This is a genomic window from Agrobacterium sp. O3.4 (assembly GCF_041414895.1).
Lineage (GTDB): Bacteria > Pseudomonadota > Alphaproteobacteria > Rhizobiales > Rhizobiaceae > Agrobacterium > Agrobacterium cucumeris.
The window spans coordinates 255074-270080 of record NZ_JALPZP010000005.1; the positions used below are offsets into that span (position 1 = coordinate 255074).

Sequence of the window (15007 nt, forward strand, 5' to 3'; positions counted from 1 at the left end):
TATCTCGCGCATAGCCCTTAATCGAAATAATATAGAAGTATACATCTAAATTAATCCGATTTTTTACTTATTTAGATCGTTCATTTTTTTGACCGCCTGAAGCACGCCATTCGCGACATCTTTCCAAGTACGCATTTGCGGCCTGGAGAGTTCGATATTTCTTTTCACCGCTGCATATTCCGCGGGATTCTCAATAAAGGTCTCTAACTGGATCGCCAGCTCCTCCGGATTTTCTGGGTCGAAATAGCGCGCCAGCCCCCCCCCCGCTTCCCTTAAAGCAGGAACATCTGCGGCCAAGGCCGGAGTTCCACACCATAATGCCTCGCTAACGGGAAGCCCCCAGCCTTCCATTCGGCTGGGCAAAAGAAGGGCATAGGCCTTTTCGTAAAGCGACCGTAGCTCCGCCTGATTCGGATTGAAAACAAAGTGAAACTTTCCGAACAAAGGTGCGAATTTGTCTTTCTTCAGAAATTTCTCTACTCTCTTGCGACGCGCACCTGCCAACACGAGCTCCGGAACGGAAACGCCCCGCTGATGCAGGGAAAGCATTGCTTCCACGACGCACTCCAGATTCTTTCGCCCGTTATAGATGCCAACGCAAAGAAGATATGGCTTCTCTGGACCACGCTTATTAACTGCTTCATTCGTCGGTCGTAATTCGTGGCAGAGCGGAACAGCGACAACATCCGGTACAGGCGGCAATGTCCCAACTTCGGAGAAGTGCTTGACTTCAGCCGCCGTAAACTCGGAATTGGTCAAGACCATGGACGAAGCCTCGATCACGACCTGATTGTCGTAAATAAAGTTTCTGGGAAATGAAAACTGATTTCGATGACTGAAATCGTGCAACGGTATCATGTCATGGAGAAGCGGAATGAAAATCGGCTTCGTACCGTTTTCTGCAAGAGCCATCAGATAATCAGACATTATCTTCGGGCGCCCAAGCGCTATGAGCACATTCCCATTGAGATCAACTTCTTTAACCGCGCCCGCAGGAACCGTCGCCCAGCGCTTCTTATTGCGATATTGAACGATACTCTGCAAAACACGGTAGAGCGCGTTCTTAAACACGTTTTTATCATACAGATTTTGGCGAAGCCGCAACGGCGTTGCGGAAGATGGAATATTAGGGTCTAGGACCCCTGTAGGTGAAGCATCACCTGTCCGGGGAAAAACCTCAAAGAACCTTCGATGCAATGGCGAGTATATCACATACCGAACGGTTGCATCAATTTCCGTCAGCTCATAGGCAACTTCCATCACCGTACGCGCGATGCCATAATATTTGAATTTCACGCCGGAGTTCAAATACAGCTCAGATAAATCAAAAAAAACATCGGGCATTCACTGACCTGCCTGCCTTGAACTGGCCCGACGAACACCATCGGGGGATGCAACCAAAAAATTCGCCTGCGATCAGTGAATGGTCGGTCCATTGCTCACCGATAAACGAGAACGTTCCAAGCCAGAACCTTCGCAACACTTGGCCGATATAGATTTCAGTCTGCGGGCTTGTCAATCAGGCAACAGCGCAAACATCCGCCCTAACACCTCGATTGGAACCAATGCCCGGGAGGTTTGAACGCCAGCAACGTGGCTTTTTACGATCCACAACCCCACAGATTTTCTAAAATTCGCAAGAGGCGCAGCTTATTCGCCATGTTGCCCGCAGAAAAGAAGTGGTTTTCAAAGAAAGCTCCACCATACTCCTTGTGGTAGAATTTACGGGTCATTTTTTGATCTCTTCTGTGAGAAGAATAGGGAGAGGGAAATTTCGATACGGGAAGAAATGCAAATGTAGTGCTGACCTGCAATTATCAACCGCTTCGCCGTTCCAATTATAAAAACCGGAGTTGGCGTCACCGAACTGCACCAACCAGGACATTTTTAGAGCTCCCCCCCGCCAGAGTCATGTTCATGCGGTGGTTCCATCACTACGCAATGTTGACACTTTGAAGCCCTAGGCTTATTGGCGTCGTCTAAAATCAGTTGAAGAGGTTTTCCGGTTCGGTAGAACCTTTTTCGCGCGTTTCACCAGAATTGCGTGGTAAATATCATCGAGCTTGGCACGGCAGTTGGAACCTTTAAAGCCATCCTGCATGAAAACATGCTGCTGAATGTGCGATTGAAAATCTGTGTGAGCGTCGACGTCAAATAAGGATGTTTCTGTGATCGGATCGTTTTTGTCGCCAAACGACAAGAAGTTGCTGACGCGGCTTTTTAAAGAAAACTTCAAAAAGCACGTTGGTTGGTACTCTGCAGCAATCGTGGCTATGCTTGTAGTCGCAGGTATGACGTCTCTCAGTGCATGGATCATGCGTGATATCGTCAACAGCGTTTATTTGAAACAGGGTTTCAATGTCGTTCTCGAAATTGCAGTTGCTGTCGCCGTAATCTTTATAGTCAAAGGACTCGCGACTTTTGTACAGAGTTATTACCTGAGTAAAGCTGGCAACAGCATTGTGGCTGAACAGCAACGCAAGATTTATGACAGGCTTTTGAAACAGGGGGTCTCCTTCTTTCAGAATTTGCCATCCTCTGAATTGCTCGTCCGTGTTACCTATAATGCTCAATCCGCTCGCAGCGTCATAGATACGATTGTGACGTCGTTCGTCCGTGACCTTTTCTCGCTTCTCGGGTTGATTATCGTGATGTTCGCTCAAAATTTCCTTTTGAGTGCTATTTCCATGATTATTGGCCCGCTTGCGATTTTCAGCGTGCGCCTAGTTCTACGCCGTGTTCGCAAGATCATGGAGGCAGAACTCGCCTCACTAGGCGAAATCGTCAATGTCGTGCAGGAAACCAGCATCGGCGTTCGTGTCATCAAGGCGTTCTCCCTAGAGAAGCTGATGCGTCAACGCATGAACAAGGCGGTGTCTGACGTCGAACAGCGTGCCAACGGTATTGCTAAGCTCGAAGCAGCGACAAGCCCTATCATGGAAACATTGTCTGGCCTTGCGATTGCGGCTGTCATAGCCATCTCCGGTTACACTGTTCTTGAAAAAGGCGGCTCCCCAGGGGATCTGATGGCATTCATCACGGCATTGCTCCTTGCCTACGAACCTGCAAAACGTCTTGCCCGTATGAGAGTACAGATCGAGGGCGGAATGATTGGCGTTCGCATGATGTTTGAAGTACTGGACGCCCCATTGACTCTCGCCGAGAAAAAGGATGCCGTACCGCTCCCGAAGGCAAGCGGCGATGTTGAACTTAAGAACGTCAGCTTCGAATATGTTTCCGGCCAGCCCGTTCTTAGGGACGTCAGTGTCCTTTTCGAAGGCGGTAAGATGACGGCGCTGGTCGGCCCCTCCGGCAGTGGTAAATCGACCATCATCAACCTCATGATGCGTCTTTACGACCCACAGAACGGCTCGGTTGAGATCAACGGCACGGATCTGCGTGACGTATCCTTTGCCAGCCTGCGCGAGCATGTTTCTTACGTCGGCCAGGAAACCTTCCTCTTCTCGGGGACGGTAAAGCACAATATTTCCGTGGGTCGCGACAACGCCACGGATGAGGAAATCATCGCTGCCGCGAAGGCTGCCAATGCGCATGATTTCATCATGAAAATGCCTGACGGTTATGACAGCAAGCTTGGTGAAAACGGGTCCGGCCTGTCCGGTGGCCAGAGACAGCGTGTTGCCATTGCTCGCGCTATGCTCAGAGACGCAGACATATTGATCCTCGACGAGGCGACGAGTGCGCTCGACTCGGAATCCGAAGCACTCGTCAGAGATGCGCTGGAGAGACTGACGCTAAATAAAACGTCGATTGTCATTGCTCACCGGCTTTCAACGATTAACCGGGCTGACAAGATCGTCGTCATGGATAACGGACAGGTTGTTGAGCAGGGCAGCCGTCGCGAATTGCTCGCAACGGATGGTCTCTACAAGCGCCTGCACAGCATCCAGTTCGATGCAGATGTAGCTTAACCCAAAACAGATCGGGCGGCCTTGCCGCCCGAATTATACTTAATTATTTCCGTACCGATTGACGTCTATTGGCATGCGATGTTCATATCGCGCGTCCTTCTGGCGAAGCGGTGGGATTTTCATCAGTCGATCAGGTGAACGACGTCACAACGCTGGTGGTGCAGACAGTTCCCATCCTCCGGCTACGGTCTTCATTTCACTATCCGCCTTATTCATGCCGGGTAACGCGATAACGAACGTGCACAGCAGTGTCCGCCTTGTAATGAAGCCGCCAGCTTTCATGAAAGGATATTGTCGAACTCGGCATCGATAGCCTTGGCAAACATCGCCAAATCGTGACAGCATTCGATAAGTGACTGCAGGAATGGATGATGACGAAATGGCGGCTATCGAAGAACTGGCCAGAAGATTTGCGCAGGCAGATCTCACCGGCGGGAAAATTCCTCTGGCGCAGATGGAGACGGATGGTCTTGTTCCCAATGATTTCGAAACTGCAATGGCCGCACAGCGTGCATTTGCTGAGATTTCGGAAAAGCCGGTAAAAGGTTGGAAACTGGCGATCCGGCCGGATGGCGAGGCGGTCGGCGCGCCGATACTGGATTGTTTCCGGGTCGAAGACAACAATATCGCCTCTTTTCCGGAAGCGGGAACTGAAGGCATCGAGGTGGAGATCTGCTTCACTCTTTCCTCCGATATACCAGCCCGCGGCACGGTGCCGTTCACCAGAGGCGACCTCATGCGGCACATCGGCAAGGTCCATCTGGGGGTTGAACTTCTTCGCTACCGGCTGGCTGAGAGAAATCAGGTGCCCTTTCCGTTGTTTCTGGCCGACCGCCTTGCCAACCACGGCTTCGTCGTCGGTCCGGAAATAGATACCGGCGTTCTGGAGGTCTTTGCCGGAAACGAAACAGACCTGCCGCAACTAACTGTGACGGAAGGTTCGGTACAGCTGTTCGATGCCACGGTAAAACACCCGAATGGTAATCCGCTTGCGCCGCTGGTCGCCTTTGCGAACGCGGCATTCAACAAAGGCGATATGCTCAAAGCAGGCAATGTCATAACAACGGGCAGTCTCTGCGGTGTGATACCAAACACACTTGCCCAAGAGATACACATAACGCTGAAATCGGTTGGTGCTTTCACCTTGTCCGGTCCGAAACCATAGGCGCACCACCATCCGGATGTCCGGTTTTCCGTGGCCGCCTGCGGTCTTCATCTCGGTCGCGCTTTCCGATATCGCCGGATGATCACTTCACCCGCCCATATTCGCCCAGAAAATCGAGCAGCGCCCGAATGCGTGAGGGAAGTGGTCCGCGCTGGCCGACATAGACCGCATGAAACATCTCCATCTCACCCGTATCAAAACCATCGAGGACCGATATCAGCCGGCCGGCGGCGATGTCCTCCCGAACGGTGAAAACCGCAAGACGAACCAGGCCGACACCGGCAAGAGCAAGGCGGCGAAGGCCTTCGCCATCGCTGACCTGTACGCGCCCCGTTGCAGGGATGACGACGGTCTTGCCGTCGGCTCGCAACGGCCACCCATCGACTGACCGGGCATAGCCAAATCCGAGACGATTGTGGTCCTCGAGATCGGCGATGGTTTGCGGTACGCCGCAGCGCTGCAGATAATCCGGGGCGGCAGCGATGATCATCCTTGTCTCACCGAGTTTTCGCGCAACGAGGCTTGAGCTTTTCAGTGGCCCGGCGCGAATGGCGATGTCCATGCGCTCGGCAAGAAGATCAACCACCAAATCCGTCTGGACAATGTCGAGTGTGATGCCCGGATGAAGCGCCAGAAACCGTGGCAGGACGGGTGCAAGAATATGCGTGGCATAAGAAGCACTGGTGTTGATCCGAACGCGGCCGATAGGCTGTTCGCCCTCCCCCGCGGCGCGTTCTGCCTCTTCGAGATCGGCAAGGATGCGCGTGGCACGCTCATAAAAAGCACAACCCTCCGGCGTTATCTGCAGCTGCCGGGTGGAACGGTTTAGCAGGCGTGCCCCGAGCCGCGTTTCCAGCCGGGCGATCAGCTTGCTCACCGCCGAAGGCGTCATGTTTGCCGCCGCCGCCGCTCGGGAAAAACCGCCGAGCTCGACGACCCGCACGAAGATCTCCATCTCCCCTGCCCGGTTGATCTCAAGTCGCGCCATAATGACTTCATCTCACAAGTGATATTATTTTCGGCATTCTATTTCATTGAAGGGTGAGCGTCTATCTTCAGACAGCGATTGAAACACACCGCAATCCTCGTCTGCCAGATCACGGCGGAATGGGCAGAGCATGGGGCCACCAGACGCCTCGCCGCAACCATGTCGCAGCAACAAAGGAACACTCCATGGAATATCGCTATCTCGGCAAATCCGGCCTGAAAGTGCCGGTCTTGAGTTTCGGTACAGGAACCTTTGGCGGTTCCGGGCCACTCTTCAGCAACTGGGGCAATCAGGACGCTCGAGAAGCTCGCCGCCTGGTCGACATTTGTCTGGAGGCCGGCGTCAATCTGTTCGACACGGCCGATGTCTATTCCAACGGCGCATCGGAGGAGGTGCTGGGTGAAGCGATTAAGGCAAGGCGCGACAGCGTTCTGATTTCAACCAAGACCAGCCTGCCGATGGGCGACGGACCGAACGAGGCCGGTTCCTCCCGCTTCCGGCTGATACGCGCAGTGGAAGACGCGCTGCGGCGGCTGCAGACCGACCATATCGATATTCTCCAGCTCCACGCCTTCGATGCTTTCACACCGGTGGAGGAGGTGCTGTCGACGCTCGATACGCTCGTCCGGTCCGGCAAGATCAGATATACGGGCGTCTCGAATTTTTCGGGCTGGCAGATCATGAAATCACTGGCGGTCGCCGACCGATATGGCTGGCCGCGTTACGTGGTCAATCAGGTCTATTATTCCCTTGTTGGCCGGGACTATGAATGGGACCTGATGCCGCTCGGCGCGGATCAGGGCCTTGGCGCCATGGTCTGGAGCCCGCTTGGCTGGGGCCGATTGACCGGAAAAATCCGCCGCGGCACGCCGCTGCCAGAAGGTAGCCGCCTGCATGAGACAGCGAGCTTCGGTCCGCCGGTGGATGATGAACATCTCTACCGCGTAATCGATGCGCTCGACGCTGTCGCAGCAGAAACCGGCAGGACGGTACCGCAGATCGCTCTCAACTGGCTGCTCAGGAAACCCACAGTTTCCACAGTGATCATTGGCGCACGCAATGAGGAACAGCTTCGCCAGAACCTCGACGCCGTGGGATGGGAGCTGACATCAGCACAGGTGGCGCGGCTGGACGAGGCCAGCGAGACAACCGCACCCTATCCGCATTTCCCGTATCAGCGGCAGGAGGGCTTTGCCCGGCTCAATCCACCGACGGTCAACGGCTAGACTTTTAAAGGCTGGCGGCCTGGGGCGCTGTGCGTAGCTCCAGCCGCCGGAAAACGAGGGAATGTCGTCAGCCGTGCAGCCGTGAGGTCCGATCAAAAGCGGTAATGCAATCGCACACAGCCTTTCTCAATCGGCTTGGCGCTGAGCAGACGAGGACTCGCGCGATAACCGGTGAGAGGAAAGAGAGGCTGGCCCGAGCCAAGTATCTCGGGGATAACGTAAATCTCGATCTCATCCAGCGCACCACGCTCCATAAAGGCCATCTGCAACCGGCCGCCGCCCAGCATCCAGACATCGCCATCCTCGAGAGCGCGTAATTCCGCGATCAGCGCATCGACGTCGGCGTAGATTTCCAGCGGTCCTTTTGGTCGTTCAATCGGGCGCGACGTGACAACGATGACACGCTGGTCTCCATAGGCCCAGGGTGAATTCTCGCTGGCGATAAAGTCATAAGTCGCCCGTCCCATGACGACGGTTCTGATGCCCTTCAGGAACAGTCGGTAATCATGCTCGCCGAGGTCCATGTCGTCATATTTGAAGAGCCAGTCGAGGGAGCCGTCTCCCGAGACGATCAAGCCATCCAAACTCGCCGCGATGTATCCACGAATGACAGCCATATTGTTCTCCTTGATTTATAAATGAATATACGTTTATATATAGACCATGCCTAGACACAAGCTGATTTCCGATGAGAAGGCGCTGGATGCGCTGCTGCCCCTCATGTTGCAAACCGGGCCAGATGGTATGACCTTTGCCGCAGCCGCAAAGGCCTGCGGCCTGTCCGCTGCAACGCTGGTGCAGCGATACGGCAAACGCGAAGACCTTGTGGAGGCCGTACTTCTGCGTGCATGGGACGGGTTGCAGGCCGAAACTGACGCGGCCGACGCCGAGGAACCCCTGACGCCTGAAGGGGCCATCTCCCTGCTCTCGCGGCTCATGCCCAGCGATGCCGCTGAACAGAATGCAAGTGATGGATTGCTGCTGCTGAGAGAAGATATTCGCAATCCATCCTTGCGAGCGCGGGGAGCACTTTGGGGCAAAACACTTGCCCGTGCGCTCGGACGCCGGATCACGGCCGACGACAGAAACGCCGAAAGGCTTGGCTGGCAGATGGCTGCCGTCTGGCAAGGGGCCCACACCTGGTGGGCGTTCACCCGTGGTGAAGACGCGGGCTCGGCCATCCGCAAAGCACTGGAGGAATGGGTTGAGATGGTGAAGCGGGCGGAGCGCTAGTCAGAAATCGCGCTGTTCTGGATTTTTGCGGGCTCTGCGCCGAAGGCACGTATTTCAGCGCGCCACGATATTTTCATCGAGATGATTGGTTTCTCGCCTCCACAATTGCTCCGTAACCCGGGTAGCGATAGGTAAATCGCCATCAGGTCGCCGCAGGCTCCCATAATTCCACTGGGTTGCCTTCCGGATCGTGTATCCGGGCAAAACGGCCGACATCGGAATCCCACTCCGCCCGGGTCTCAACCTTGACGCCCTCTGCGGTGAGCTTCGCGATAAGACCATCGAGATCATCGACCCGGAAATTGATCATCCACTGTTGTTCATCACGGCCGAAATAATCGCTATCCCTAGCGAAAGGCCCGAAGATGGTCATTCCGGCCTCCTGCTGCCATACGGACATGTGCAGATTGTCTATGCCGAGATGTTTCTGATACCATTCGGCGAGGCCGGCGGGATCCCCGGCCCTGAAAAAAACGCCACCAATTCCAACGGCTTTCGCCATGAGTTTCTCCCGCTTCGCAAGAATGGAGGCGATGTTGTGCACCACTGCGCAAAATATCAAGCAGAACCAACGTCAACACCAGCCCGAAGTTGTAACGGCTGGAGAGCGGCAGGCGGCGATGATATCGATCGCTTACGACAGAGATAGACATACCCACCCCGGAGAGATGAGATGCTGACGCTTAGAGCGGCATCGTTTGCGGAAGCAGACGCGCTGACAGAACTTTGCCTGCGATCGAAGGCCGTGTGGGGTTATGATGAGGAATTCCTGCGTGCCTGTCGTTCAGAGCTGACAATCACCCCCCGGAAAATGCGCGAGTCATTTTTTCAGGTCGCAATTGCCGAAGGGGAGCTCGCGGGCGTCGCCCAACTATCCCTTAAAGAAAGCAGCGCCGCCGAGCTCGAAGCTCTTTTCGTCGAACCGAGGTTGCAGGGGCTGGGCACAGGGCGAGCTCTCTTCCAGTGGGCGATTTCGATCTGCCGGGATCATGGCAGGCGGACCCTTCTCATCGAATCCGATCCCGGTGCTGCCTCGTTCTATAAGCGCATGGGTGCCAAAGAGACGGGCGTGGTTCCCTCAGGGTCGATCCCGGGAAGGATGATACCGAGGTTTGAGTTTGACGTGCCAGACGTGAGTGAACACGCCCTCCCCTCCCGATGAAAAAACCTCTTGACCTCAACCATGGTTGAGCTCCTAGAAGTATTGTCACCTTGTTTCCGCAAGGCTCATTTCATGCTCTTGAGCGAACAGTTGACAAAGGATACCCCATGGCTTTCCAGCTTCCCGACCTCCCCTATGCCCATGATGCGCTCGCTGCCTCGGGCATGTCCGAAGAGACGCTGAAGTTTCATCACGATCTTCACCACAAGGCCTATGTCGATAATCTCAACAAGGCGATATCAGGCACTGCATGGGAGAAAAGCAACCTCGAGGACATCGTCCGGGGCACCTATGAGAAGGGCGCAATCGCCCAGTCCGGCATCTTCAACAATGCCTCCCAGCACTGGAACCACAATCTCTTCTGGGAGATCATGGGACCGGGAAATCACGCCATCCCTAAGACGCTTGAGGATGCGCTGACGCAATCCTTCGGCTCGGTATCGCTGTTCAAGCAGAATTTCGCCCTCGCCGGCGCCTCGCAATTCGGCTCGGGCTGGGCATGGCTGGTGGTGGATACCGACGGCACGCTGAAAATCACCCGCACCGAAAACGGCGTCAATCCGCTGTGCTTCGGCCAGAAGGCGCTTCTCGGCTGCGATGTGTGGGAGCACAGCTACTATATCGATTTCCGCAACAAGCGCCCGGCCTATATCGAGAACTTCCTCGACAATCTGGTGAACTGGCAAGCCGTGGCCGCCCGCCTCTGATCTGAGCCCCACCGATCCGGCCTCTGCCGCTGCCCTCGTGCGGCTGGCCGGGTCAGGCGCAGCCGGACAGCCGCCGTCCGGCTGCAACTTCATTCGAGCGTTTCAATGCCCTATGTCGTTACCGAAAACTGCATCGCCTGCAAATACATGGACTGCGTGGAAGTCTGCCCGGTCGAATGTTTCTACGAAGGCGAGAACATGCTCGTTATTCATCCCGACCAATGTATCGATTGCGGCATCTGCGAGCGCGAATGTCCTGCGGCAGCAATCCGGCCGGATACCGAAGCCGGGCTGCATGTCTGGCTCGACCTCAATCGCCACTATTCGGGCATCTGGCCCCGCGTACACCAGAAAAGGCAGTCGCCTGATAATGCCGACGTCATGAATGGCGCCGCAGCCAAGTTTTCCATTTTTTCCAAGAACCCGGGAGCGGGCGGTTAGCCCGGCACTGCATGTCTCATAATCTCAGGCTGATCGATGGCAGCGTGATAAGCCATACGCATATTCCGCTCAAAGGCACCGTTTCACCGACGATTTCCCCCCGCGAATTCAAAGACGCGATGGCCGCCCTTGCCTTTACCGTGGCTTTGGCCACGGCCTCCCATGCCGGAGAAAGGGTCGGACGAACGATCACCTCCTTCATGCCGCTCAGCGCCGAGCCCCCGTATCTGATGATCTCCATCGATGCCAGCAGCCGCATGGTTGATCTGATCGCCGCAAGCCGACGCTTCTCCGTCGCAGCACTTGCAAGAGGACAGGAGGAAATTGCCGACATATTTGCCGGAAAAGGCAACCTGCCGGACCGATTTTCCGTCGGCGACTGGGGTCTCTGGCCTTCGGGAAACCCGAAGCTTGACGGCGCGCTGCTATCCCTGGATTGCGAACTCGTCGGCTCCATCGATGCCGCCGACCATATCCTGTTTGTCGGGGCCATCATTGAAGCGACGTCTGACCCGCTGCGCAGGGCCCTGCTCTGGAGCGAGCGCGACTATACCGTCAAGGAGGAACGCGGAGCCAACTCCTAAAGGGTTTCAGGCGTTGCCACGAGGGCAATAGCTAAAGAAAAGCCGTGGAATGGGGACGATCGTCATTGTTTGCCCGGGCAAAGCTTCCTGGAGCAACGCCCATTCTCCGGCGGAACGCGGTGCTGAATGCGCTGGCGGATTCATAGCCGATCTCATCGGCAATGCGGTCGAGCGATTTTACCCCGCTCATGAGCGCATCCCTGGCAAGCGCCATCCGCCACCGGGCGAGATATTCGATCGGCGCGCAGCCCACCATTTCAACGAAGCGTGCGGAAAAGGCCGAACGCGACATGCCGGCGATTCCCGCCAGTTCCGCAACCGTCCAGCCCACACGAACATCTTCATGCATGGCCGATAATGCACGGGCAAGGCCGGGTAAACGCATTGCCTTTACCAATCCCGCGGGAATTGCCGCATTGCCCGCTCCCGGTCGGCGCAGCGCTTCCACCAGAAGGACTTCCAGCATGCGCCGGATGATCAGCTCCTTGCCCGGATCCTCGCCGGCGCATTCCTCTGATAACAGCTCGATCAGCCGCGCCAGCCGCGATGCGCCTTTCTCCTCTGCCGGCACGTAGATCATTTCGGGCATCAGTGACAGCAGAAGTGAAGCATTGATGCGTTCGAACCTGAAGCTTCCGCCCAGCGCGACAAAATCGGGCGCCCCCTCCTGTTCGCCATGACGGACAGCCCGATCCTGCGGTTCGACGGGAACACATTCGACATCGGTCTCGCTACAAAGCGAAAAAGCCGGCGTTGTGGGCAGAAGCAGGAAATCTCCGCATGTCAACCTGAGAGGAACCCGGCCTTCCATCATCACCCATGCCGCACCTGCAAGGACGAGCGCGAAACCCGGCGCATCATGCGGACGATAGCGCACTCCCCATCTGCCCTTGCCGGAAATCGGCTTCGAGACGGCGGCACTGGGTCGCAAAAGGTCGACGATATCGCTGAGAGGATCCATTTTGGACGATCGATAACAAATAATAGCTCATTGAGCATATATCATCCACCTCAGCCCGTCTATCTCCCGCACATCAACAACGGAGATTTACCATGACCAACACCATCCTGATTACCGGCACGTCGTCGGGTTATGGCAAAGCGATTGCCGAACTGTTCCTCGCACGCGGCTGGAACGTCATCGCCACCATGCGGCGTCCAAGCGCTGCCCGCTTTGCTGACGATACCGGCCGGTTGCGCGTGCTGTCACTGGATGTGACAGACGAGCATAGCATTGCAGCAGCGATCGATGCGGCCGGCCCGATCGACGTTTTGGTGAATAATGCCGGCATCGGTATGGTCGGCGCCTTTGAGACTACACCGATGTCGGCGGTGCGCACGATCTTCGACACCAACAGCTTCGGTGTGATGGCCATGACACAGGCGGTCATCCCGCAGATGAGAAAACGCCAATCCGGCATGATCATCAACGTCACGTCCAGTGTTACGCTTGCTTCTTTCCCGCTTGCCGCCGCCTATACCGCCAGCAAGCAGGCTATTGAGGGATTTACCGGTTCGCTCACGCATGAACTGGCGCATTTCAACATTGGCGTGAAGCTGGTAGAGCCGGGTTATGCCCCGACAACCAGCTTCACGCACAACGCCATTCTACCGCTTGAGCAGCTGCTTCCCGAAGATTACATGGGCTTCGCAGGACCAATTCTCGAAACTTTCGCCCAACCGGCTTTGACCACCCATGAAAGTGATGTCGGCGAAGCGGTTTGGAGCGCGGTGCATGACAACTCGGGACAGCTCCACTTTCCAGCCGGCGCGGATGCCGTCGCTCTCGCCCGCAAACACTGACCTTCAGAAAGCAGCAGGATGCCGAGTGTCTGAAGAGCACCCGGCTTCTGCTTTTCAGAAGATTCACGCGGGCTCCGCCGGCACTTTTCCCCTGATCTCCGGCCACAGCCCTTCCGTCACCGCCATCAGCGCCGGCGTTGCGGCGGCGACCCAGGGGATGTCGCTGCCGGGGCGCGTCCCGATACGGACATCGAGACCCGCTTCCCTTGCGAGAACGACGCCGCCGGCGATATCCCACATGGTCGTCAGCTTCTGCAGATGGCCGTCGAAGATGCCGCGCGCGGCAAAGGCAAGGCCGATCGATGTCGAGCGGATGGATTCCACCACCCAGCCCGCATGCCTGAGCCCGACGGTAAGAGCCGCCACCTCTTCCGCATCGGCAGCGGCGCTGTCGCCAAGCGACATGACCTGCACATCCTCAAAGGGCACATGGCGGGAAAGCGGCTTGCCATTCAGCATCAGCCCGGCTCCATCCGCCGCCGCATAAATGTCCTTGAAGACGGGCATGGCGACGACGCCGAGTTCCGGCCGGTCGTTGCGCACGAAGCCGAGGGAGATACCCCAGAGCGGCGAACCGCGCAGGAAATTGGCGGTGCCATCGATGGGATCGATAATCCAATAGGCGTCATCGGCAACACCGCCCATTTCTTCCCCCAGCACGGTTTCGCCGGGAAAAGCCGCCGCCAGACGGTCGCGGATCAACCTTTCGACCGTGGTATCGGCTTCCGAGACGAAATCCTGAAAACCCTTCGTCCGGGCGGCGATGGCGTCGCGGGCCTCGAAAAAGCGAAGGGCAAGGCCCATCGCTTCCTCGATGATGGCGACGGCGCGTTCGAGACGCTCGTTCATCGTGTCCACGCCCTGCCCGTCTCACCGGCGCCCGCCTTCAGCCAGTTGGTGAAGGCTTCGACTTCATCGGTCTGGATCGCGCCGACGCCAGCCCCGGCAAGTGCACCCCAGACGGCTTCCGGATTTGAAAGCGCCCGCGTATCGTTGAAATCAAGGCAATGGGAAACGTCGAGCGAGTTGATCCACAGGCGGATGTTCTGGCGCTCCATCTCGTCACGGCCTTCGGCCAGATCGGCAATATCGGTAAATTTCACTTCGATCATCGGCGCCTTCAAGGCTTCGATCCGGCGCAGGTCCTCGGCAAACTTGCCCTTTCTCACCGGGAACATCGGCATATGCGGGATTTTGCCGAACCAGTCAGTCTCCAGCACCTCGAAACGATCGGCCTCGGGATCGATATCGGTTTTCACCAGCACCTGATCCTCGACGCCGAGCCGCAGCACGGTTTCCATGACCTGTGGCAGATCGCGGGTGAATTTGGTGTCGATATTGACGGTGATCTTGCCACGCGCCTCTTCCAGCAGTTCTTCCAGCGTCGGCACGCATTCATCGGTCACGCCAGCCGCATCGCCGCCCGCGCCGGCCTTCAGCTTCGCTGCGCGGACCACCTCGAAAGGCAGCGCGCTCACGGTGCCCTTGCCCGTCGTGGTGCGGTCGAGCGTTTCGTCATGAATGACGACCAGCCGGCCATCGGCCGTCGCCTGCGTGTCTATCTCGATCATCTCCACGCCGGCCGCAACCGCGGCGCGGACGGAGGCGAGCGAGTTTTCGGCGGTGGCGGTCCAGAAGCCGCGATGGGCGATGGTCAGGATGGCCGGATTGTCGCGCGAGCAGAGCGCGAGGACATTGCAGGGATTGGAGGTCTTACGGGAGGCTGCAAGGGTTTGATGCATGGTTTTCACTTTCGGACGTTGCAA

Annotated in this window: 18 protein-coding genes; 9 read left to right on the plus strand and 9 right to left on the minus strand. The window is 56.6% G+C overall.

Going from position 1 to position 15007, the window contains the following annotated elements:
- Positions 1 to 63: 63 nt before the first annotated feature.
- The 3 genes from M0412_RS21360 to M0412_RS21370 form a co-directional block, all read right to left on the minus strand.
- Positions 64 to 1344 carry a glycosyltransferase gene (locus M0412_RS21360; RefSeq protein WP_142841884.1) on the minus strand — a complete coding sequence of 427 codons (1281 nt, stop codon included), beginning with the start codon at positions 1342 to 1344 and terminating at the stop codon, positions 64 to 66.
- A 257-nt stretch (positions 1345 to 1601) separates the two neighbouring features.
- A complete protein-coding gene (locus M0412_RS21365) occupies positions 1602 to 1733 on the minus strand; it encodes a hypothetical protein (RefSeq protein WP_269699906.1) in 132 nt (43 codons plus the stop codon).
- 233 nt (positions 1734 to 1966) lie between these two features.
- On the minus strand, positions 1967 to 2317 hold the full coding sequence (locus M0412_RS21370; RefSeq protein ID WP_237681422.1) for a hypothetical protein: 351 nt from the start codon (positions 2315 to 2317) through the stop codon (positions 1967 to 1969).
- Between M0412_RS21370 and M0412_RS21375 the strand changes: the two genes are divergently transcribed.
- Together M0412_RS21375 and M0412_RS21380 are read left to right on the plus strand one after the other, a co-directional pair.
- The gene (locus M0412_RS21375; protein WP_237681421.1) at positions 2316 to 3932 is read left to right on the plus strand and encodes an ABC transporter ATP-binding protein; all 1617 of its coding nucleotides are present in this window, start codon (positions 2316 to 2318) and stop codon (positions 3930 to 3932) included. The two genes, M0412_RS21370 and M0412_RS21375, sit on opposite strands and share 2 nt — an antisense overlap.
- A gap of 379 nt (positions 3933 to 4311) precedes the next feature.
- Positions 4312 to 5097: a 2-keto-4-pentenoate hydratase gene (locus M0412_RS21380; RefSeq protein WP_269700062.1), complete on the plus strand. Its 786-nt coding sequence runs from the start codon at positions 4312 to 4314 to the stop codon at positions 5095 to 5097.
- Between the two features lie 82 nt (positions 5098 to 5179).
- On the opposite strand, the gene M0412_RS21385 is transcribed toward M0412_RS21380, so the two are convergent.
- The gene (locus M0412_RS21385; RefSeq protein ID WP_269699905.1) at positions 5180 to 6085 is read right to left on the minus strand and encodes a LysR family transcriptional regulator; all 906 of its coding nucleotides are present in this window, start codon (positions 6083 to 6085) and stop codon (positions 5180 to 5182) included.
- A gap of 185 nt (positions 6086 to 6270) precedes the next feature.
- Here M0412_RS21385 and M0412_RS21390 point away from each other — a divergent pair, with 185 nt between their 5' ends.
- Positions 6271 to 7311, plus strand: coding sequence for an aldo/keto reductase (locus M0412_RS21390; RefSeq protein ID WP_269699904.1), 1041 nt, complete (start codon positions 6271 to 6273; stop codon positions 7309 to 7311).
- Positions 7312 to 7403: 92 nt separating this feature from the next.
- Here M0412_RS21390 and M0412_RS21395 read toward each other — a convergent pair whose 3' ends face one another.
- Positions 7404 to 7928 (minus strand): dihydrofolate reductase family protein, encoded by a 525-nt coding sequence (locus M0412_RS21395; protein WP_269699903.1) that lies wholly within the window; start codon positions 7926 to 7928, stop codon positions 7404 to 7406.
- A 46-nt stretch (positions 7929 to 7974) separates the two neighbouring features.
- Between M0412_RS21395 and M0412_RS21400 the strand changes: the two genes are divergently transcribed.
- Positions 7975 to 8544 carry a TetR/AcrR family transcriptional regulator gene (locus M0412_RS21400; protein ID WP_269699902.1) on the plus strand — a complete coding sequence of 190 codons (570 nt, stop codon included), beginning with the start codon at positions 7975 to 7977 and terminating at the stop codon, positions 8542 to 8544.
- Between the two features lie 142 nt (positions 8545 to 8686).
- On the opposite strand, the gene M0412_RS21405 is transcribed toward M0412_RS21400, so the two are convergent.
- Entirely contained in the window at positions 8687 to 9046 is a 360-nt protein-coding gene (locus tag M0412_RS21405) for a VOC family protein (RefSeq protein WP_269699901.1), read from the minus strand.
- 171 nt (positions 9047 to 9217) lie between these two features.
- Between M0412_RS21405 and M0412_RS21410 the strand changes: the two genes are divergently transcribed.
- The 4 genes from M0412_RS21410 (at position 9218) to M0412_RS21425 (ending at position 11438) form a co-directional block, all read left to right on the plus strand.
- Entirely contained in the window at positions 9218 to 9706 is a 489-nt protein-coding gene (locus tag M0412_RS21410; protein WP_269699900.1) for a GNAT family N-acetyltransferase, read from the plus strand.
- 107 nt (positions 9707 to 9813) lie between these two features.
- Entirely contained in the window at positions 9814 to 10413 is a 600-nt protein-coding gene (locus tag M0412_RS21415; protein WP_142841877.1) for a superoxide dismutase, read from the plus strand.
- Between the two features lie 105 nt (positions 10414 to 10518).
- Positions 10519 to 10854: a ferredoxin FdxA gene (gene fdxA, locus M0412_RS21420; RefSeq protein WP_142841876.1), complete on the plus strand. Its 336-nt coding sequence runs from the start codon at positions 10519 to 10521 to the stop codon at positions 10852 to 10854.
- 11 nt (positions 10855 to 10865) lie between these two features.
- Positions 10866 to 11438: a flavin reductase family protein gene (locus M0412_RS21425; protein ID WP_161991366.1), complete on the plus strand. Its 573-nt coding sequence runs from the start codon at positions 10866 to 10868 to the stop codon at positions 11436 to 11438.
- Positions 11439 to 11469: 31 nt separating this feature from the next.
- Here the strand turns inward: M0412_RS21425 and M0412_RS21430 are convergent, their stop codons facing one another.
- Positions 11470 to 12399: an AraC family transcriptional regulator gene (locus M0412_RS21430; RefSeq protein WP_269699899.1), complete on the minus strand. Its 930-nt coding sequence runs from the start codon at positions 12397 to 12399 to the stop codon at positions 11470 to 11472.
- A gap of 92 nt (positions 12400 to 12491) precedes the next feature.
- Here M0412_RS21430 and M0412_RS21435 point away from each other — a divergent pair, with 92 nt between their 5' ends.
- The gene (locus M0412_RS21435) at positions 12492 to 13241 is read left to right on the plus strand and encodes an SDR family oxidoreductase (protein WP_269699898.1); all 750 of its coding nucleotides are present in this window, start codon (positions 12492 to 12494) and stop codon (positions 13239 to 13241) included.
- A gap of 63 nt (positions 13242 to 13304) precedes the next feature.
- Here the strand turns inward: M0412_RS21435 and M0412_RS21440 are convergent, their stop codons facing one another.
- Complete coding sequence (locus tag M0412_RS21440) at positions 13305 to 14090, minus strand: inositol monophosphatase family protein (protein WP_142841873.1); 786 nt, start codon at positions 14088 to 14090, stop codon at positions 13305 to 13307.
- On the minus strand, positions 14087 to 14983 hold the full coding sequence (locus M0412_RS21445; RefSeq protein ID WP_142841872.1) for a glycerophosphodiester phosphodiesterase family protein: 897 nt from the start codon (positions 14981 to 14983) through the stop codon (positions 14087 to 14089). Before M0412_RS21445 ends, M0412_RS21440 begins: the two co-directional genes overlap by 4 nt.
- Between the last annotated feature and the right edge of the window lie 24 nt (positions 14984 to 15007).